This is a genomic window from Streptomyces sp. NPDC030840 (assembly GCF_055572015.1).
The window spans coordinates 137,838-159,771 of sequence record NZ_JBVIEE010000023.1; the positions used below are offsets into that span (position 1 = coordinate 137,838).

General features: G+C 69.2%; 7 protein-coding genes. 5 read left to right on the forward strand and 2 right to left on the reverse strand.

Annotation, left to right across the window (positions count from 1 at the left end; translation table 11 throughout):
• From ACZ49J_RS36055 to ACZ49J_RS36075, 5 genes are read left to right on the forward strand one after another with little or no spacing between them, the layout of a single operon-like run.
• The gene (locus tag ACZ49J_RS36055) at positions 1-276 is read left to right on the forward strand and encodes an acyl carrier protein (protein WP_467454879.1); all 276 of its coding nucleotides are present in this window, start codon (positions 1-3) and stop codon (positions 274-276) included.
• Positions 273-5,651, forward strand: coding sequence for a type I polyketide synthase (locus ACZ49J_RS36060; RefSeq protein WP_467454877.1), 5,379 nt, complete (start codon positions 273-275; stop codon positions 5,649-5,651). Before ACZ49J_RS36055 ends, ACZ49J_RS36060 begins: the two co-directional genes overlap by 4 nt.
• Positions 5,648-7,501: a condensation domain-containing protein gene (locus ACZ49J_RS36065; protein WP_467454876.1), complete on the forward strand. Its 1,854-nt coding sequence runs from the start codon at positions 5,648-5,650 to the stop codon at positions 7,499-7,501. Before ACZ49J_RS36060 ends, ACZ49J_RS36065 begins: the two co-directional genes overlap by 4 nt.
• A gap of 7 nt (positions 7,502-7,508) precedes the next feature.
• Positions 7,509-11,573 carry an SDR family oxidoreductase gene (locus ACZ49J_RS36070; RefSeq protein WP_467454874.1) on the forward strand — a complete coding sequence of 1,355 codons (4,065 nt, stop codon included), beginning with the start codon at positions 7,509-7,511 and terminating at the stop codon, positions 11,571-11,573.
• Positions 11,573-14,956, forward strand: coding sequence for an aminotransferase class III-fold pyridoxal phosphate-dependent enzyme (locus ACZ49J_RS36075; RefSeq protein WP_467454873.1), 3,384 nt, complete (start codon positions 11,573-11,575; stop codon positions 14,954-14,956). The genes ACZ49J_RS36070 and ACZ49J_RS36075 overlap by 1 nt, the downstream gene beginning before the upstream one ends.
• Positions 14,957-15,028: 72 nt before the next feature.
• On the opposite strand, the gene ACZ49J_RS36080 is transcribed toward ACZ49J_RS36075, so the two are convergent.
• Positions 15,029-19,387, reverse strand: a complete 4,359-nt coding sequence (locus ACZ49J_RS36080) for a non-ribosomal peptide synthetase (protein WP_467454871.1) — start codon at positions 19,385-19,387, stop codon at positions 15,029-15,031.
• Positions 19,384-21,891, reverse strand: coding sequence for a beta-ketoacyl synthase N-terminal-like domain-containing protein (locus ACZ49J_RS36085; RefSeq protein ID WP_467454870.1), 2,508 nt, complete (start codon positions 21,889-21,891; stop codon positions 19,384-19,386). Before ACZ49J_RS36085 ends, ACZ49J_RS36080 begins: the two co-directional genes overlap by 4 nt.
• Positions 21,892-21,934 lie beyond the last annotated feature (43 nt).

Sequence of the window (21,934 nt, forward strand, 5' to 3'; positions counted from 1 at the left end):
ATGAACAAGCGGGACACGGTCAAAGCCGCACTGCTTGAGATCGTGAACGAGGTGATCGGGCCGGTCGAGCAGCTGGACGAGGACCAACTGCTCGTCGATCAGCTCGGTCTTGAGTCGCTGCACCTGGCGCGGCTCGTCGCCGCACTGGAGATGGAACTGGACACCGACCCGTTCTCCGACGACGTTCCCATCACCAGTGTGCGCACGGTCGGTGACCTGCTGCAGGCGTACGACCCGGTCGTGCTGCCCCGACTCGGTGCCGGCGAGCCGTCATGACGCTGCGCGAACCGGGCGGGGAACCGATCGCGATCGTCGGCATGGCCGCCCGTTTCCCCGGAGCCACGGACCTGGACCGGTTCTGGGACGCGATCCTGGCCGGACGCGAGGCGATACGCGACCTCGGTGACGAGGAGTTGCTGCGCGCTGGTGTGAACCCGGAGTGGCTGACGAACCCTGATTACGTGAAGGCGACCGCGTCGATGGACGACGTCGACCTGTTCGACGCGGCCTTCTTCGACATCTCCGGCCGCGAGGCCGCCGTGATGGACCCTCAGCAGCGGATCTTCCTGGAGACGTGCTGGCACGCTCTCGAGAACGCGGGCCTGCGCACCGCGGCCGGGACGGGGACCTCGGTCGGTGTGTTCGCCGGCAGCGGCGGAGTTCTCACCAGCTACCTCCCCGAGGTGTTGAACAGCGGCGGGACGCTGGAAGATCCCACGGCCTCACTCGAACAGCTCGGGACCGACAAGGACTTTCTCGCCACGCGGGTGTCGTACAAGCTCAATCTGACCGGGCCCAGTCTGACGGTGCAGACGGCGTGCTCCACTTCCCTGGTCGCGGTGCACCTCGCCGTCCAGAGCCTGATGCGCGGTGAGTGTGACGCGGCACTGGCCGGCGGCGTGAACATCCGGCTCCCCGAGGCGACCGGGTACTGGCACCGCCGGGGCGGCATCCTGTCGCCGGACGGCCGGTGCCGCCCCTTCGATGTCGGCTCGCAGGGAACGATCTTCGGCAGCGGCGTGGGCGCCGTCGTGCTCAAGCCCCTCGCCGACGCGCTGCGCGACGGTGACACCGTCTACGCCACCATCCTCGGAACCGCGATCAACAACGACGGAGGCGGCAAGTCGAGCTACGGCGCCGCGAGCCTGCCGGGCCAGCTGGCCGCGATGCGTCAGGCGCTCCACGTCTCCGGCGTCGATCCCGCCACGATCGGCTACATCGAGGCGCACGGCACCGGGGTACCGCTCGGCGACCCCACCGAGATCGGCGCGCTGAAGCAGCTCTTCGGACAGGACGCTCCCTGCGCCATCGGCTCGGTGAAGGCGTTGATCGGGCACATGGAGGCGGCATCGGGCATAGCGGGCCTGATCAAGGCCGCACTGTCCCTGTACCGGGGGCAGATCCCGCCCAGCCCGTACTTCACGGAGCCGAACCCCCGGCTGAAACTGGACGACACAAGCCTGTTCGTCAACCCGGCGCCGCTGCCCCTGCCCGGAACTCCCCGCCGGGCAGCGGTCAACTCCCTCGGCATCGGCGGCACCAACGCCTTCGCCGTGCTCGAACAGGCGCCGGAACGCACGCGGGCGGGCCGACGTCCGGGGCACGACCTCATCACGATCAGCGCCAGGAGCGCGGACGCGCTGCGGGAACTCGCGGACCGGTGGGCGAACCGCCTGCGCGAGCCGGACGCGGCCCTGACAGACCTGGCCCATACGAGTCATGTCGGTCGCCACGCGCTGCGCCACCGGCTCAGCGTCGTCGCGGACACCGAGCACGCGGCAGCCGAGCGCATCGAGTCGTGGCTGCGCGACGGAACCGGGCCGGCGGACACGGGTGAATCCGGCCGCGCCAATCCGAGGGTCGGGTTCCTCTTCCCCGGTCAGAGCTCCGAGTACGCCGGCATGGCGGTCGAGCTCTACCGAGAGCATCCGGCCTTCCGCGTGGCACTGGACCGGTACGCGGACACCTTCCGCCGCCTCACCGGGGTCGGCCCTCTCGACGTGTTCGCCGACCCCGCGGCCCAGACGCGGGCCGAGCTGCTTCAGCCGGCGGTCTTCCTCCTACAGGTCACGCTGGCGGAGTTCTGGGCCGCGTGCGGAGTGCGGCCGGACGCGGTGGTCGGTCACAGCCTCGGCGAGTACGCGGCCGCCTGCGTGGCCGGCGTGTTCGACGTCGAGGAAGGGCTCGAACTGGTCTGCGCGCGCGGCCGCGCCTTCGCGGCTGTTCCCGGCAGCGGCCGGATGGTCGCCGTCGGCTGTACCGACGTGGCCGAGCTGGAAAGGCTGGTCGAGGCCAAGGGCGGTTCGGCGGCGGTCGCCGCGTACAACGCGCCGGAACGGATCACGGTCTCCGGCTCGGACACCGAGATGAGCGAACTGGAAGCGGAGTTCCGACAGCGGGGCTGGGCCACGATCCCTCTGGAGACGACGCACGCCTTCCACTCGCCGTTGGTCGCCCCGGCCGTCCCCGCACTCGTCCAGGCCGCGAGCCGGATCCCCCACCGGCGGCCTGTCGTACCGATGACGCTGAACCTCACCGGCACCTGGGCGGGCCGTGCCGAGCTCGGTGCGGAGTACTGGGGACGGCAGCTCACCTCACCGGTCAGATTCGCGCCCGGCATCGGCGAACTGCTCGGCGGGGGATGCACGGTTTTCCTCGAAGTGGGCCCGGGCCGGACCCTCACCACCTCCGGGCGCGTCCAATCCGACGACGGTGCCGTCTGGTTGCCCGGCCTCGCCCCCAGGACCCCGGACCCGGTCACCGTGCTCACCCACCTGGCACGCCTGGACAGGGCGGGGACACCGGTCGACTGGGCGGCGTACTACGCCCCGTTGAAGGCGGGCAAGGCTTCCGCTCCTCTCTATCCCTTCGCCCGGACCCGGCACTGGACCACACCGGTACTCCCGCACGTCGCCACGGCGTCTTCCGGCGCCGAGCTGTCCGCTCAACCGGCCGGGAATCTGCCCGAACTGAGCCGGCTGGCGCTGCCGCAGTCCACGCAGTGGCGTTACGAGACCACGGTGGCCGCGACGGCTCCGCGGGCGCTCGCCGATCACGAGATTTCCGGCCGCCTCGTCGTGCCGGGGGCCTACCACACTGCCTGCCTGGTGGAGGCTGTGGCCGGCGACGACTCCGCTGTGGTCATCGAGGATCTGGTCTTCCCACGAGCGCTGGAGGTCGACACGGCGCAACGCCGACTCCAGCTTGTGCTCACCCCGACCGGGGACCACCGGTTCGTCGCGCAGTCGCTCAGCCTGACCAACGCGGACGACCCGCTGGCCGACGAGTCCTGGCAGGTGCACGCGGAGGGGCGGATCCAACGGACTGACGTCCTCGCACAACCAACGGATCCGTCGGCACACCTCGCCGGCCGGCCGGTTTCCCCGGCTGAGCTCTACCCGCTGTTCGAGGCGGCGGGCTTCCGGTTCGGCCCGGCGTTCCAGTGGATCGAAGAGCTGCGTCTGGACGGTGAGGACAGCTCCGGCGACCTCGGCTTCGCGGCGGAATCACCGCGAGAGCGGACCATGGCACTGCTTGACTCCTGCGTTCAGCTGGCGATCGCGGCACGGATCGTCCGCGCGGCCCCCGAGGACGACGTGCTGTTGCCGTTCCGGATCGAGCGGGCCGTGTTCCACCCCTCCGACCACGCTGCGGCATCAGGTGTCGCGCTCGTCCGGCACCGCGAGGCCGATGCCTGCGGAGCACTGGCCGACGTCTCACTGACCGACCGCGAAGGCAACCCGCTGGTCGAGCTCGTCGGCCTCCAGCTGAGAACGGTCTCCTTCCGTTCGCCCGAGGCCGCGATCTACTCCGACACCTGGGAGTTGACCGAGGCGACCGGTGACACGTCGCCCACGACCGGCACGTGGATCGTGCTCGCCGACCGTCAGGGGCGCTGGCGGCACGCGGTCACAGCACTGGAGGCACGGGGCAGCCGGTGTGTGATCGCCGAGGTGGGCACGGCCTTCGCCCGCCTCGACGATCATCGATTCGCGCTGGATCCCACCGACGCGGATCACCTGGTCCGGCTGTTCCGCGAGACCGGGCCGGCGAGCGTGCTGAACTGCCTCGGCCTGGACGCCCAGAACACCCGCACCGCCTGCGGCAGTGTGCCCGCGCTCGTGCAGAGCACCGAGCGCACGGACTGGACGCCCGATTCCGTGGTGCTGCTGACCCGCGGCGCGGTGGCCGTACGCGAGCCCGCCGAGGTCGGCGACCCCTACGGGTCGATGCTGTGGGGCCTTGGCCGGAGTGCGGCACTGGAAACACCACAGCTGAACGTGCGGCTGCTCGACGTGGACCCACGGGACGTCACCGGCGCGCTGAACCTGCCGTCCGCATGGCCCGGCGCTGAAGCCGCGATCCGCAACGGGCTGCTCTACCGGCCCACGCTGCACCGCGAGTCGGGGCTGCCGACACGTCCTGGCCGACTGAGCGGCCACGGGTGCTACCTGATCACCGGGGGGACCGGAGCGCTCGGTCTGCGTACCGCGGCGTGGCTGGGCAGACGCGGGGTGCGTCACGTCGTACTCGCGTCACGGCGTGCCGAAGAGGTGCGGGTCGATGAGCAGGTCCGCGAGCTGGAGCAGTCCGGGCTGAAGGTCACTTTGGCCGGCCTGGACGTCACGGACGAGGCCGCGGTCAACCAGCTGGTCGAGCGGGCGCAGCGGGAGTGGGGAGGCCTCAAGGGCGTCGTCCACGCGGCCGGCGTACTCGATGACGCGGTGCTGTCGCAGCTGAGCTGGGACCGCTTCCAGTCGGTCCTGGACCCGAAGGTCGCCGGTGGTTGGCACCTGCACCGCGCCACCCTGGATCTCGACCTTGAGCACTTCATCCTGTTCTCCTCCACGGCCGCCCTGCTCGGGGCCCCGGGACAGGCCCATTACGCGGCCGCCAACGCCTTCCTCGACGGGCTCGCCCACTACCGGCGCGGGTTGGGACTCCCCGCCCTCAGTGTCGGCTGGGGGCCGTGGGAGGCGGGCATGGTGGCACAACTGAGCGAACGGCTCCAGGCTCGGCTCCTGGAGGGTGGGTTCACCCCACTGGAGACCGAGCCGGCATACGCCGCGCTCGACCGGCTCCTGGCCGGGCCCGGTGCTCAGTACGGGGTCTTCTCCATGGACTGGTCCCGCTACCTGGACCGGTTCCCCACTGGGCGCGCGGTCGCCATGGGTGAGGGAACGCCTGCCGGGGACGGGGCGAAGGCGGTCAGGCGGCTGCGGCGGGACTGGCTCGGCGCCACGCCGGAACGTCGCCGCGAGCTGGTGCTCGCCTACCTGCGCGTCATGCTGGCCACGCGACTTGGCCTGGCCGAGGCAGCCATCGACGAGGACCTCTCCCTCCACGAAGCCGGGCTCGACTCGCTGGTGGCGGTCGAAGTACGCGGCCAGATCTTCCGCGACCTGGACGTCGACCTGCCGCTCACCGGTCTCCTCCAAGGCAAGGCCCTGCGTCTGCTCGTCAATGAGCTGTCGGAGCGCCTGATGCTCGACGCCCCGGCCCAAGCCGCCGCGTCCACGGCCGCGCCGACCGCCGTGGAGCCCTTCTCACCGGAGGAGGCCGAACGCCTCCTGGCCAACCTCGACTCACTGACTGAGGACCAGATCCAGGCGCTGCTGCCCTGGCTGGCCGACCAGGACGGAACCTCATGACCGCCGACGACATTCAGCAATGGGCGATACGGAAGAAGCTGGAGGCGGCACTCCGGGCACGCGCCGGCCAGGCGCGGACCGAGTACCCGCTCTCGTACGCCCAGCGCCCGCTTCTGTTGCTGCATCGGATGAATCCGGACAGCGCGTCCTACAACGTCGGGTTCACCGCCCGGTTCACCGGCGGATTCGACTCTGCCGCGTTCCGCAGCGCGGTGTCGTCGCTCGTCGGACGGCACGCGGCCCTGCGTACGACCTTCCACGGCACCGACGGCCAGACAGTGCACGGGTGGCTCGAACCCGACTTCGCCGAAGTGGACGCGAGCCAGTGGGACGAGCAGCAGACCGAGGACGCGGTGCGCCGCGCCTATCGCGAACCGTTCGCCTTCTCGACCGGGCCACTGGTCCGCGTACGGACGTATTCGGTGGCGCCGGGAGAGGCTGTGGTGCTGCTGGCCGTGCACCATGTGGTGTGCGACTTCTGGTCGCTCAGTGTCATCCTGGCGGAGCTCGAACAGCTCTACCTCGCGGAGACCGAACGGCGTCCGCCGCAGCTGCTCGGACGCAACATCCCCTACAGCGACTTCGTCGCCCACCAGCGGGAGCTGATCCAGGGGGAGAAGGGCAGCGAGGCTCGCGCCTACTGGCACGCTCAGCTCTCCGGCCGACTTGAGCCGGCCGAATGGCCCCGCTTCGAACTCGACCCGGGTGCCGACGGGGGCGGTTCGATCCTGTTCCCCATCTCCGCGGAGCTCGCCGACCGAGTGTTCGCGCTGGCCAAGGAGGAAGGGGTCACTCCTTACGCCGTGTTGCTGACTGCCTTTCAGATCCTGGTCAGTCGCTACACCGGTCAGCGTGACGTCCTGGTGGGGTCCCCCTTCGCCGGCCGGACCAGTCCGACGATGGCCGAGTGCGTCGGAAACTTCGTCAACCCCGTCGTGCTGCGCGCCGATCTGAGCGACGCGGTGTCGTTCCGGGAGCAGCTGGGGCGGACTCGCCGTACCGTCATCGAGGCGCTGGAGCACCAGGACTACCCGTTCGAGCTGCTGGTCGGCGAGCTGGCGCCGCGCCGGGTGGACGACCGTAACCCGATCTTCCAGGCGATGTTCAGCTACCAGAAACCCAGCCGGTACCCGGCGCTGGCGGGCCTGTACGTGGCTGACGACGGCGCGGCGCCGGCCGACTGGGCCGGGCTGACCGCGGTGCCGTTCCGCATGGACCAGCAGGACGACCAGCTTGAGCTCGTGCTTGAGGTCGTGCACGACGGCGACCGGCTTGTCGGGCTGCTCAAGTACCGCAAGTCCGTCTTCTCGGCCCAGGCGGCTCGTCAGGTGACCGGGAACTATCTGGCGCTGCTGCGGGCCGCGCTCGCGGACCCCAGTCGTGGTGTGGCGGAGCTGCCGATGGCGTCCGAAGTCACCCCCGGCATCAGCCGGCGCACCGCCGCGGTGCGCGAGTCCGTCGGCGCGACTCCGCAGCGCGGCACCGCTCTGCGGGGTGTCGAGCAGCGCATCACGGCCGTCTGGCGGCAGGTGCTGGGGCGCGAGGGTGTGGGACCGGATGACAACTTCTTCGATCTCGGTGGCAACTCGATGCTGCTGATGCAGGTGCACGAGATGCTCGCCGACGAAGCCACGGATACACCGCTGAAGGTCAACGAGATGTTCCGCTATCCGACCGTGGCCGGTCTGGCCCGGCGCCTCGGCCGGCCCGGCCACGGGGCCGGCACGGACCCTGGCCGGGGCCGGGCGTCCAGCAGACGAGCCCAGTTGGCGGGCGGAACGGCACGCAGCGCTCGCCTGCGCGCGCGGGAGCGTCGTGTCCAGGACACCGATGGGGGCAACGATGTCTGACGGTGGCATGGCCGATCCGACGGCTCGGCAGAATGACGTGGCCGTGATCGGCATGTGCGGCCGGTTCCCCGGCGCCGGGGATCTGGCTCAGTTCTGGAACCGGCTGCGTGCCGGGGACGACCTGCTGACCACCTTCACGGACGCCGAACTCGCGGCTGCCGGGGCGCCGGAGCAGGTGCTGCGTGATCCCGCCTATGTCAAACGGGCCGCGGTCCTGCCGGACGCGTTCGACTTCGACCACGAGTTCTTCGGCTTCACCAAGCGCGAGGCCAAACTGCTCGATCCGCAGCAACGCATCCTGCTCGAGGTCGCGTGGGAGCTGCTGGAGACAATCGGCTACTCGGGTGGAGCGGACGCTCAGGCCGTCGGCGTGTTCGCCGGTGCGTCGATGAACACGTACCTGACGAATGTCGTGGCTCGTTCCTGTGACCCGCTGGGCTACGCCGGCACCGAGCTGATGATCGCCAACGACAAGGACTACCTGACCACCAGGATCTCGTACAAGCTGGATCTCAACGGGCCGAGCGTCAACGTGCAGACCGCCTGTTCGACGTCGCTGGTCGCTGTGCATCTGGCCGTGCAGAGCCTGCTCACAGGTGAGTGCGACATCGCCTTGGCGGGCGGGGTGTCGGTCATCGCCAACAGCTATCCGGGCTACGTCTTCAGCGAGGGGATGATCCTCTCCCCGGACGGGCGGTGCCGGCCGTTCGACGCCGACGGAGCAGGGACGACCTTCGGTGACGGGGTGGGGCTTGTCGCCCTGAAGCGGCTGGCCGAGGCCATCGAGGACGGCGATCAGATCCTCGCGGTGGTGAAGGGCTCGGCGATCAACAACGACGGCTCCGACAAGATCGGCTACACGGCTCCGAGCATCGGCGGGCAACGGGCCGTGATCACCGAGGCGCAGGCGGTGGCGGAGGTGGACGCCGACACCATCACGTACGTCGAGGCGCACGGCACCGCCACGGTGCTGGGCGACCCCATCGAGTTCGCCGCGCTGAGCGAGGCCTTCGCCGACGGTGGTGCCCGGCCGGGCCAGTGCGCCCTGGGCTCGGTCAAGGCGAATGTCGGGCACCTCGCCGCCGCGGCGGGAATCGCCGGCTTCATCAAGGCGGTGCTGGCCCTGCGGCACCGGGAGATCCCGGGTCACCCGGCATTCGACCGGCCCAACCAGCAGATCGATCTGGTGGGCAGCCCGTTCCACATCAACACCCTGCCGATGGCCTGGCCGTCGGGCGAGACCCCCCGCCGGGCCGGAGTGAGTTCGTTCGGTATCGGCGGCACGAACGCTCATCTCGTCCTGGAGGAGGCACCCCCGCTCCCCGGCCGGCCGACGACGACCGGCGGCCCGCAGACGCTTGCGGTGAGTGCCCCGAGCGACTTGGCGCTGCGAGAGCTGGCCGGTCGGCTGGCCGATGTACTGGAGGGGCCGGAGGCGCCCGAGCTCGCCGACGTGGCGTTCACGCTGCGGCAGGGCCGTCGCGGCCATGCACATCGTTACGCCGTCACCGCGGCGGACCGCGCTACCGCCGCGGACGGATTGCGTGCGCTCACCGAGGGCGAGAGCGCGGGCGGGCGGGTGGCGGAGACCACCCCGGCCGTGTCGTTCCTCTTCGGCGACGTCCCGGCCGAGGAGTTCCGTGCGTTGTGTGCACAGTTGCCCGCGGTCGCCGACATCGCGGAGCGGTTTTCCGGGGATGCCGTCCCGAGTGCGGACGACCCGTCGGCGGCTCTGGTGACCGCGAGCCAGGTGCTCGCGACGCTGTGGACGGAGTCCGGCGTCCGGCCGGCGGCGGTCGGAGGGGCTGGGGTGGGCGAACTCCTCGCGGCCTGTTACGCCGGCGTCCTCGAACCGTCCGAGGCACTGGCACTACTGTCCTGGCGAGCAGGACTGAACGACCAGGTCCCCGAGGTGCGCCCGAGAGTTCCAGACATTCACCTCCTGTCGGCCGTCGTGGGCGGTGAACTGCCGCAGGAACGGCTGCTCGACCCGCTGCACTGGACCCGGGACGTCTGGGAGGGCGACCGGCTGGCCGACGCGTTCACCGGCCGCGCGGCGGACGGTGCGGCCGTGGTGGCTGTCGGCAACCCTCCCGTACTCCCGGCAGGCTCCGGCCTCGACGACGAACAGGCCCTGCCGCCCGTGGCCAGGCTTCTGACCGCCGCGGCACGACTGTGGACCGAAGGCGTGCCGGTGGACTGGTCCGGCTGGTACGGCGGACAGCGGCACCGCGTCCCCCTGCCGGTGCACCCGCTGCAGCGCACCTTCCTCCGTCTCGAACCGCCACCCGCCTCCGGCCACAAAGAGCCGAGCCGTAGTCAGAATCCGGCCGGGTGGCTGTACACACCGTCATGGCAGCGCCTCGGCCCAGGACCGGGCGTGCCCGCGGAAAGCACGTTGCCCGCCGGCCCATGGCTGCTGTTCGGGGACTCCGGTGGGGTCGGCGACTCGCTCGCAGGCTCCCTGCGCGAACGAGGCGCCGCCGTGGTCGTCGTACGTCAGGGTGGTGTTTTCGGCCGAGTCGACGCCGCTTCGTTCGTCGTCGATCCCACGGATTCCGGCGACTACGAGAAGTTGTTCGACGCGCTCGCGGTGGATGGGCTGGCCCCCGAGCGGGTCGTGCATCTCTGGTCTCTCGACATCGCTCCGGGGCACCTCACGACCGACAGTCTGGACCAGGCCTGCGACCTCGGGCTGTTCTCCGTTCTTGACGTCGCCAGGCGGCTCGCCCGTGGTCCGGGCCACAAAGGCGCGCATATCGGGGTGGTAGTCCGCGACGTGCACGACATCACGGGCGGTGAAACCCTCGCGCCCGCCGCCGCGATGACCGAAGCCGCGCTGAACCGTATATCCCATGAATTCGCCGGGCTCCGTTGTCGAAGCATCGACATCGGCGGGAGCACCCTCACACCGGAAGCCCTCCTCGCGGAGATCGTCGCCCCGACCGGGGCCCCGGTCGCGTTCCGGCACGGGCACCGTTGGACGCGGCATCTCGTTCCCGCAGCGGCCGGCCCCGGCCCGTCGGTCCCGACCAGTCGGCTGCGCCCCGGCGGTGTGTACCTCATCACCGGCGGTCTCGGGCAGATGGGTCTGACCCTCGCCGGCCACCTGGCCCGCGTCGCCGGGGCCAAGCTGGTGCTCACCGGGCAGTCCCCGCTGCCGCGACCCGACGCGTTCGACAGGTGGATCGCCGAGCACGGAGCAGCCGATCCGGTCAGCCGGAAGATCGAGGCCGTCCGCGACCTCGAACGCCTCGGCGCCACCGTCATGGCGGCGTCCGTCGACGTCACCGACGCGGGGGCGATGCGGGAGCTGGTCGGCACCGCCCATCAGCGGTTCGGCCGGATCGACGGATGGTTCCACTGTGCCGGCGCGCCACACGACCAGGCCGACCGCGGGGTCGACCCCACCGACCGGGCGGCCTGGCGGCAGGCCCTCGCCCCGAGGGTCCGCGGAGCGCTGGTGCTGGCCGAGATCTTCGCCGACACGCCCGTCGATTTCGGCGTCACGATGGGCTCCCTCAACTCCGTGCCGGGCGGCGACCCGTGGCAAGCGGCGGCCGACCGTTTCCTCCATGCCCAGGCATCGGGCATGGACGGAGTGATCGACATCGACTGGGACGACTCCCTGCCACCAGGACAGTGTGAGAACGTCCTTGACCTTGTTCTGCGTTCCGACATGCCGTCCCTGCTCTCGGTCTCCACGACCGACCCGAACCGCCGCATCCAGCAGCCGTCGGCCCTCACGGAGCCGGTGCGCCCCGCCCTCGCCTCCCCCAGGCCCAAGCAGCAGCTGAGTGGCGACGAGCTGAAGGGGGCGCTGGCGAAACTGTGGTCCGAAGTGCTGCGGACCGAGATCAACCGGTACGACTTGAGCATTTTCGACGTGGGTGGCGACGAGCTGCTCGCGGTCAGGCTCGCCCGGCGCATCGAGGAAGGGCTCGGCGTGCCGCTGACGGCAGTCGAACTCCTCGCAAACCCGACGATCGACCGCCTCGCGGCAAGCCTGGCCGCGGGACGAACGGCAGCGCCGTCCCACCGCCGCGTCGGCCGCCGAAGGGAAACAGCCTGATGTTCGACCACGAGGAGAGCACAGTGGAACCCCTGCTCCAGGAACTCGCCACCGTCGTCGGCGACTATTTCGACATCCAGCCCGAACAGTTGGACCCCAACCTCCCGCTCACGGAACTCGGGGACTCGATGTCGCTGCTCGGCATGTTGCAGCGCCTGGAGGACCGCTACAGTTGCAAAGTGCCGCTCCGGCAGCTTTTCGGTGACGTCCAGACTCTGCCCGACCTCGCCGCGTACCTTCTCGCGCACGCACCGGCGGAGAAGCTGCCGGGAGCGCGGACGGTACCGCCCTCGCCCGCTGTTGTGTCCACCACCGATGCCATGGCTGCCGTAAGTTCCGTAGCCGCCGTAGCTGACACGGCATCGGTACCGGCACTCTCGCCGGTGGCGCCGATCGACAGCGCACCAACAGTCGCAGCATCATCGACCGCGTTGCCGACGCCAGGTGGTGCCTCGGTGCCGGGCGTCTCGACGGCCGTGCAGGACCTGATCAAGGAACAGCTCCTGGTCATGCAGCGCCAGCTCCAGCTGCTGGCGGGCAACGAACCGGCCCCCACGGCCGGCCCGGCCACCGGGCCCGCGTCCGGAGCCGGCGCGTCGGCGCCCGCGGCGCTCTCCCCTGCGCGGCCGGCACCGGCGAGGTCGGTGGTGCCGCTCGCACCCGGCGCACGGAGCAGCGCGATCAGCCCCGTGGAGACGCCGGAGCGCGCCCGCTACCTGAAGGAGCTCGCCGACCGTCTCGGCGCTCGGACCAAGGGCTCCAAGGAATTCGCCCAGCGGTTCCGGACGCTGGTCGCCGACAGTCGGTCCACTGTCGGCTTTCGGCCCTCGACCAAGGAGATGCTCTACCCGATCGTCGCCGAGCGCGGGCAGGGCTCACGGCTGTGGGACATCGACGGGAACGAGTACGTCGACCTCACCCTGGGATACGGCGTCCACCTCCTCGGCCACAATCCACCCGTCGTCATGTCGGCCATCCGCGAGCGGCTGGACGTCGGTTTCAGCCTCGGGCCGCGCACCCAGCTGGTCGAGGAAGTCGCCGCCGGAATACTCGAACTCACCGGCATGGAGCGCGTCGCCTTCCTCAACAGCGGCACGGAAGCAGTCATGACCGCGGTCCGGCTCGCACGGGCGGCGACCGGCCGCGACAAGATCGTGGTCTTTTCCACCGCGTACCACGGCCACTTCGACAGCGTGCTCGCCGTGCCCTCCCATGAGAACGGCGTGTTCGGCACCCGACCGCTCACACCGGGCGTCTCGCCGCATGCCGTGGAGAACGTGTCCGTGCTCGAGTTCGGCTCCGACGACGCTCTCGACTTCATCAACAAGCACGGAGCGGAACTCGCCGCGGTTCTGACCGAGCCGGTGACGCTGCGCACTCCTGGCGTGCAGAAGCCCGATTTCCTGCGCGCGGTCCGGGAGATCACCAGGGGCCACGGTACGAAGCTCATCTTCGACGAGATGGTCACGGGTTTCCGTTGTCATCCGGCGGGCGTCCAGGGGCTGTACGGCATCGAGGCCGACCTGGCCACCTACGGCAAGATCGTCGGAGGCGGCATGCCGCTCGGCGTGATCGCCGGACGCGGTGGGGTCATGGACTCGATCGACGGCGGCGTCTGGAACTTCGGCGACGACTCGGGCCCGAGGGTGGAATCCACCTTCTTCGGCGGCACGTTCAACCAGCATCCGCTGACCATGGCGACGGCCAAGGCGGTCCTCGACCACCTCCGCGCAGAGGGACCGGAACTGCAACGGAACCTCGACCGCACGACCGCGACGTTCGCGGACCAGCTGAACGCCGACTTCCGCGAGCTCGACGTGCCGATCGAAGTCCACAGGTTCTCCTCGCTCTTCAAGTTCGAGCACCAGGCGAACATGGACCCGTTCTACTTCAACCTGCTCGACCGTGGCGTGTTCGTCTGGGAGCTGCGCAACTTCTTCCTGTCCACCGCGCACGAGCAGGCCGACCTCGACCACATCCGTACCGCGGTGCGTGAATCGGTCGAGGAGCTGCGGGCCCACGGCCTACTCGGCAGCAGCCGTACGAATCCGGCCGGCCCCGTGCCTCATGCGGCAGCGCCACGCAGTACCCGCGCGCAGCGGCAGCTGCGGGCCCTCGACCAGGGCGGCGTGCCCGCCTTCGAGATGTCCGTCGGGTTCTGGCTCGACGGCCCGCTCGACCGCGACGCGCTGCGCACCGCCGTGCGGGACCTGGTCGCCCGCCACGAGACGCTGCGGACCACGTTCGGTTCGGACGGTGACACGCTGGTCGTCCGTCCCGCGTCGGAGACACCTCCGAGCGAGGTGCTGACCGAGCACACCTGCGGGGACGAGGACGAACTCAGACGCTTCCAGCGGAGCTGGGCCGAACGGCCGCTCGACCCGGTCGACGGGGAGGTGTTCCGCGCCGCTGTGGTGGAGGTCGACCCGCAACGGCATCTGCTGCTGGTGACGGTGCATCACGCGACCGTGGACGGCTGGTCCTACAGCGTCCTGCTCAACGACCTCGCCGCGATGTACAACGCCAGGTGCCGTGGCACGAGCCCCCAACTGCCGTCGGCCGCGCAGTTCCGGGACTACCTCACCTGGCACCAGCGGGTCGCCGCCGGCCCCACCGCCGTCGAGCACCGCGACTTCTGGCGGTCCCTTCTGAAGGACGTTCCGGCGCTGGAACTGCCGTTGTCGGGGCAGCCGAGCCCGTTCCCTTACCGCGCGGTACGGCACAGCCTTCTCCTCGACCCCGAGTTCTGCGGAGAGATGCGCGATGCCGCCCGCAACGAGGGCGTCACGGTCTTCGCCTACCTGGTGGCGGCCTGGGGGGCCTTGCTGCAGCGACTGACGGGGCAGGACGACGTCCTGGTGCCGGTCGCGGCCGCCCGGCGTCCGCCGGAGCTGGACCAGGTGGTCGGATACTGCTCGAACCTGCTGCCGCTGCGCCTGCGCCGATCGGCGGACATGCTCGTCGCGGACTACGTGGCCGAGGTGCTCACGCAACTGGTCACCGGACTCGAGCACCAGGACTACCCGTTCGCGGACCTGGTCACGGACTTCTCCCCGCCCGGGGCGGGTCTGCGCAGCGACTTGTTCACCACGTCGATGTCGTTCTACCGCCAGGTCGTGGTGCCCCCCATGGACGGGCTCACGGTCTCGGAAGCCGACCCGCTGCCGATCACCCACACTGGCAATCCCCTGGCACTGAACATCGTGGACAGCACGGACGGATTCCGGTGCGAGTTCGAGGCCGCAGCCGACCTCGTCGACTCCGGCCTCGTCGAGCGCCTCCCGCAGTACTACCGGAACCTGCTCAGCGCCATGGTCGCCAACAGCGAGCGGCCGTTGGACGAACTCGACCACGAAGGCCAGGAAGCCGTGAACGCGAGCTAGGTACGAAGACAGGTATCTGCCTCGCCGTGAGGCAGATACCTGAGCTTCCCCGCCGGTACGTGGCCGGAATCCTTACTCCGGATGCCTCCTCTCCTGCTGCCGACGGTTCTGCCGGCGCCGCGCGGCTGTGGCGTTGCGCGCACGAGGGCTTGTGGACTGTCCGTCGAAGGAACGACGATCCACTTCTGGTTGGAGAGTTTCAGCGAGTGCGGAGATCGTCGGGTAGGTGAAGAAGGAAGTCAGCGGGACGTCGATGCCGTGCCGGTCACGCAGTTCCTGGCGTATCCGCACCACGAGCAGTGATGTGGTGCCGGCGTCGAAGATGTTCTCCGTGACGCTGACCCGGGACACGTCCAGCACTTCGCTCCAGATCTCGTGCAGAAGATTTTGAACGGGTCCGCTGGGCAGGACATGGTCCGTGCTGGAGACCTGTTGCCGGGCGACAGCCTTCAAGGCGTTCCGGTCGGTCTTCCCGTTCGGGGTCAGCGGCAGTGTCGGCAAGGTCAGCACCCGGTTCGGCACCATGTACTCGGGCAGGCTCTGACGCAGAAACGCCCGCGCGCTGTGCTTCAGCACTCGCAGCAGAGAGCCCTGCCTGGGGTCGTTGCTGACGGGCCCGTCGACCGTCGGCCGCTCGTGGAGGAAGTCTCCGCCCCACTGGCCGCGGCGAGTGAAGACCGTCCGAATGCGTCCTTGCTCCGGGAGGCGAGGGGACCAGGCATGGTGAGTCTCCCAGCCGTGCCGGGCCGCGACCTCGTCGAGTTCCTCCGGCGAAAACGTGGAGTGGGGCGCCTCGTCACCCGCCACGAGCTGGGCGAAGCGGGCGACGCGGGCGTTCGGGATGCCGTCGACGACGACCGCGACCGAGCTCGACGTGTCGAGCAGCCCGTCCAGGCCTGCGAAGTCGGAGACCTCCTCCCAACCGCGGTACTCGCAGGGCTGCGGCTGGTCCGGTACCTCCCCGCCGACCTTCAAAAGGACGTCGTAGCGGAAGCGCGTCATTTCGTTGTCGAACACGGAGGCCTTGAGCGAGACCTGAATTCCGGTCACCGCCGGAAGCGCGTCCTGCAGTTCCGCGAAATAGCCGGGGTCGATGAGGAGTTCGTCTTCTTCCAGTGCGTGCCGTGCGGCGAGGGCGCGCAGTTCCTCGGCGCCTATCCGGTCGTCCGTTTGCAGCACGCCGGCGTGGAACGCCTCTGCCAGCTTCAGGCTCCGCAGGTCGCCGACGAAGATGTGACCGCCAGGAACAACGATCTTGCTCGCTTCGGTCAGGACCTCCGTAAGGTAGTCCCGGCCGGGGAAATACTGGGCTACGGAGTTGATCACCACGCAGTCGAAGAGCTCTCCGCCGGCCACGTCCCCGATCTCCGTGGCAGCGGCCGTGGCCAGCCGCACCTGGTCGGCGAGCCCCCTTCGGGCAACTGCGTCCCGCACATGACCGATGGCTTCCGTGGAGAAGTCGATCCCCAGATAGCGGTCGGCCGCAGGGGCCAGGCGCAGCAGCAGCAATCCAGTGCCGCAGCCGATCTCCGCGAAGGTGCGGGCGCCCATTTCGGCGATTCGGTCGACGGTCCGCGTCACCCAGTCCCGCATGTCCGTCTTCGGTAGTGGCTGCTTCGAGTAGCTGCTCTGCCAGCCCTTCAGGTTGAAGTCGTCTTCGGCGGCGGGTTCGCCTTCGGCATAGGTGGTCTCCCAGATGGTGCACCAGTCCTCTGTGGTGCCATCGGCCTGCTCCGCCACGCTCTCCGGTGTCACGAAGGTGACCATCTGGTCCTCCCCCGCGGAGGTCGTCACGGCCAGCGTGCAGGCGTCGCGGACGCCGGGGCAGGTTCGGGCCGCGGCATCGACTTCCCCGGGTTCCACGCGGTGCCCACGGATCTTCACCTGGTCGTCGAGACGTCCGAGGTACTCAAGGTTTCCGTCGGACCGCCACCTGACGAGGTCTCCCGTGCGGTAAACGGGCAGCCCTTCGACGTCGACGAACCGCTGCGCGGTCAGTTCGGGGCGGCCGAGGTAGCCCAGTGCCAGCCCCGCACCGCCGATGCACAGCTCTCCAGGTACCCCCATGGGCGCCTGGCGGCCGGCGGCGTCGAGGACAAACAGGCGGGTGTTCGCAGTGGGTCGCCCGATCCCGGTGACGGTGTCGGACCGCCCCAGCACCGCACGCGTCGACCATATGGTCGTTTCCGTCGGCCCGTAGAGGTTGTGCACTTCGGGCCCCATCGCGGTCAGCGCTCGGGCGAGCGAGTGCGGCAGGTGCTCTCCGCCGCTCCATATCTGCCGTAGTGCGGGCGGCGTGACGCTCTGGGACGAGGCGTAGAGCTTCCAGGTCGCCGGGGTGGCCTGCACCACCGTGATCTCCTCGTCGGAGAGCAGCTTGTGCAGGCGTTCCGGGTCGCCCCCGACACTTGGAGGCCCGATCACCAGCGTCCCGCCGGTCAGCAGTGGGAGCCAGAGCTCCAGTCCTGCTATGTCGAAGGACAGGGAGGTCAGTGCGAGCAACCGGTCGCGCGTGCCGAACCCGGACTCGGACACGAAGTCGTCCAGAAGGTTCCCGAGGCTCTTGTGGTTGACCATCACGCCCTTGGGGCGGCCGGTCGAGCCGGAGGTGTAGATCACGTAAGCCACGTCGTCGCCGCACGGCACGCAGGTCGGCTGTTCGGCCGGGAGCGGGAAGGCGGGCCAGTCCAGCAGCAGCACTTCGGTACCCGGGGGCACGGGGATGCGGTCGGCGAGGTCGCGCATGCTCAGCAGCACCTTGATGCCGGCGTCCTGCGTCATGTGTTCCAGCCGGGCGCTGGGGTACGCCGGGTCGAGTGGTACGTAGGCTCCTCCCGCGACCCAGACGCCGAGCAGGCCCGCCGGCAGGTCGCGGCCGCGCGGGAGAGCCACACCGACCAGATCGCCCGGCCGCAGCCCACGTGCCGTCAGCGCCGCACCGATCGCATCCGCTCGTTCGACGAGCTCCGCGTAGGTGTAGGTGCCGTCGGACGCCTTCACCGCGACGGCGTCCGGTCGGCTGTGCGCAGTCGCGGCCAGCCTGACGGGAAGCGCGCGAGTGTCGACCGGACGCGTGGGGCCCGTGCCCAGTGTGGCGAGTACGGCCCGCTCCTCCGCGTCCGCCAGGTCGATGTTCTCGACGCGGACGTCCGGGTTGACGGCGACGACCTCCCACAGCCGCCGCAGGTGCCGGACGAACCGCTCCGCCGTGTCCTGGTCGAAGAGATCGGTCGAATACTGGAGTCGGCAGTCGAGACCGTCGCTGAGCGGAGTGACGTTGAGTACCAGGTCGAACTGTGAGGTTCCCGTCTGGTTGTCGATCAGTTCCAGTTCGGCGTCCGGCAGTTCTGTCTGACGGACGGAGCCGTCGTGGAATGCCACCATCACCTGGACCAGCGGGTTGTGGGACAGGCTGCGCTCGGGCGCGATGCCGTCGACGACTTCCTCGAAGGGAACGTTCCGCGATTTGACGCTCCGGTACACGTCACGTACACGCTCGATGTATGCGGCGAACGTTGGATCCCCGCTCATGTCCATCGGGATCACGAGGGTGTTGGCAAAGGAACCGATCAGCTCTTCGGTGTCGACCGACGAACGGTTGGCCACCGGGGTTGCCACCAGTAGCCGTGACTGCCGCGACCAGAGACCCAGTACGGCCGAGAACGAGGCCAGAACCGTCGTCTGGAGGGTCGCGCCGTGCTCTCGTGCCGCCTTCTCCAGCTCGCGAACCGGCGAGGGCGGGACGCGCCAGGACAAGGACGCTCCCGCGAAGGTCTGCACGGCCGGCCGAGGGCGGTCGGCCGGCAGATCGACCACCGTCGGGAAACCCGTGAGCTCGCTTACCTGCGCGGCCCGTCGTTCCATGGCCTCCGGCGTGTTCGCCGACTCGCGCTGCCGTCTCGCGAAGTCGACGTAACGGGTGGGCGGCAACTCGGGCAGGTCCGGGACACCGCCTGCCCTGTCCTTTCGGTAGAGCTCGGCGACCTCGCGCAGAAAAATGTCCAGAGACCGGGCGTCGGCCACGACGTGATGCAGCACGAACACCAGAACTCTGGTGCCACTGCTGCCCTGCACCAGACCTACCCGCACCAAGGGAGCGTCGGTCAGGTCGAACGGTTCGCGGGCGAGTTCCTCCGCTTTGGCGAAGACCGACGGTTCATCGGACGCGTCGAGCTTCTGCACGGTGATGCGTGCCTCGTCCAGCACCTCCTGGACGAGGGCGTCCTCCAGGATGCCGAAGCGAGTCCGCAGGACCTCATGCCGTTCGATCACGCCGTTGACCGCATGCTCGAGAGTCGGTACGTCCAGTTCGCCGCGTACGACGAACCGCGCGCACAGGTTATTCCGGGAGGTCCCGGGCAGCAGCTGTTCAGTGAACCAAAGCCGCTGCTGCGACAGCGAGGCCGGGTTTGCACTTGCGTCGAACGTCATTGGCTGACCTGCTTTCCCGACAGTTCCGCCGGGTCGATCCCGGGGCAATGCTCCAGCAGTGACGGATGCAGATAGGGGGTCCGCTCGAAAGTCCGCGGTGCCATGTCGATGCGGAGCGCATGATCACGCTCGGCGTAGGCCTGCCAGTCGATCCGCGCACCACGTTCCCAAAGGGCTCCGACCGCCTGGAGCAGCGAACGTCGGCTGTCCGAGGCTTCTCCGTCGGACACCAGGGCCAGGGCAGCGTCTTCAGGGAGCTGGGCCGTCCGCAGCAGACTCGTCCCGCCGTTCAGCTGGAGGTACACCGCCTCGGGGTACTCGGACACCACCGAGCGCAGGGCCTCGTCAAACGGGACGTGCTCACGCAGTTGTGCTCCCCAGTACCCGGGATCACAGGCCTCCTCGCTGGTCAGCCATGTCCCGGTGACGCAGGAATTTGTCGGCGTCGTGGGAGAGTTCAGCCGCACGTCGCGCATCCGACGAGTGAAGCGGACGGCGGCTTCGGCGCGTTCCGCAATATCTGACATGACCTGGCTGCGCCAGCACACCGCCCGCGCCGCGTCCTCGAACGAGAGGACACCGCTCAGCTGGGCAGCGGTCAGCTCGCCGACGCCGTGTCCCACCAGCAGGTCCGGTCCGACTCCCAGGTCGCTGAGGAATGCGTGCTGTCCGACGCCGAGCAGGTGCAGCACCGGTTGAGAGACCTGCGTCGCGGTCGGATACCTGCCGTGGAGGAACGCATCGCGCACGGCCGCGAACGTCTGGGGAGGCAGCACCTGTTCCATGGCTGCGAGGCCGTCGTCCACGGTCGATCGGAAGACCGGCTCGGCCTCGTAGAGAGCGAGCGCCGCGTCCGACGCGCCGGCCTCCTCGCCGGGGAGCATGAAGACGAGTGTCGGCGGCCCTTCGGGAGCCGTACGGAACTCCACCGGCCGCGGCCACCACACGCCGGTCGAGCTGCCGTCGACCGGGATCAGCGCGGCCGCGCGTGTGGTGAGTTCCGGGCGACCGGTGCGCAGCGTGTGGCCGATGTCCTGTCGCACCTCGGCCGATGCTCCGTCCACGGCCGCACGCACAATGTCGACGGCTTCGGTGAGGCGTTCCGGGTCGTCCGCGGACAGCGGAAGCAGTTGCCAGGACCGCCCCTTGCGGGAGGCGAGCCGCAACTCCGGCTCGGCGTCGCCGATAATGACATGCGCGTTCGTCCCGCCCAGCCCGAACGAACTGACCGCCGCATAGCGGCCCTGATCCGACCGTTGCCAGGTGGTCGGCTTGTCTGCCAGCTTGAACGGTGTGCCCCGCAGGTCGATGGGCGGGGCCCCGTCCACCAGGGGTGCGTTGGGAGGGATCTGGCCATGGCGTAGGGCCAGAAGGCAACCGATGATGCCTGCCGCGCCGGCCGCCGCGGTGAGGTTGCCGATGTTCGCCTTGACAGAGTGGAGTCGACACTCGCCGGCACCGGCACCGCTGGATCGAAAGACCTGGGTCGCGGCTTCAATCTCCAGCGCGTCCCCGATGCTCGTGCCTGCGCCGTGCCCCTCCATCAGGCCGATGCTGGAGGAGTTCAACTCGGCGACGTCGAGGGCTTCTTCGATCAATTCGGTCTGACCAGCGACTCCTGGTGCCGTGAAGCCGACGCGCTCTCGGCCGTCGTTGTTCACCGCGGTACCGGCGATGACTCCGAGGATCGGGTTGCCCGCTGCCAACGCCGCATCCAACCGGCGTAGGAACAGGACGGCAACGCCATTGCCGTCCACCGTGCCGTCGGCTGACGCCATGTAAGGCTCGCACCGGCCTCGCCGTGAGTAAATGCCGCCCTCGGTGAACGTATATCCCGCGTCCCGTACGTCCAGGGCGACGCCGCCCGCCAGTGCCGAGTCACACTCACCGGCCAGAATTGCCTGACAGGCGAGATGCACTGCCACACTTGAGGACGAGCAGGCGGTCAGGACCGTCATCGAGGGACCGGTGAGACCGTAGGTGTAGGAAACTCTGCTCGACATGTAGTCGGGATCGGTTCCAATGGCCAGACCGGCGAGATCCACATTGCAGTCGGCTGCGGCCGAGCAGTGTTCGATCTGCGCACCGTAGCCACTCGTCCGTGATCCGACGAAAACTCCGACGCGATCCGGCAGCGAACCGATGAAGCATCCCGAGCTTTCCACTGCCCGATAACAAGCTTCCAACATGGCCCGATGCTGCGGGTCGGTCAGCTCCGCCTCGGACCGACCGAATCCGAATGCCTTGAGATCGAACCCGAGGTCATCTTCCATGGAATACGCAACAGGCACGTATGCCGGGTCCTTGTATCTGCGGCCAGGAATCCTACGTCGCACCAGTTCCGCATTGTCGATTTCACGCCGACCGGAACGTCCCGTGCTCAGGAGTCGCCAATAGTCCGCCGCGCTCCGCACACCGGCCGCACGAATCGAAATTCCTGTCACGGCAACACGATCAGACATTACCCTGCCCACCTCACCCATAGCGTCGACCAGGTCGCCCATGCGAACGACCAGGCGTCCGGCTCGCGATCAAGCTTGTCTCGCC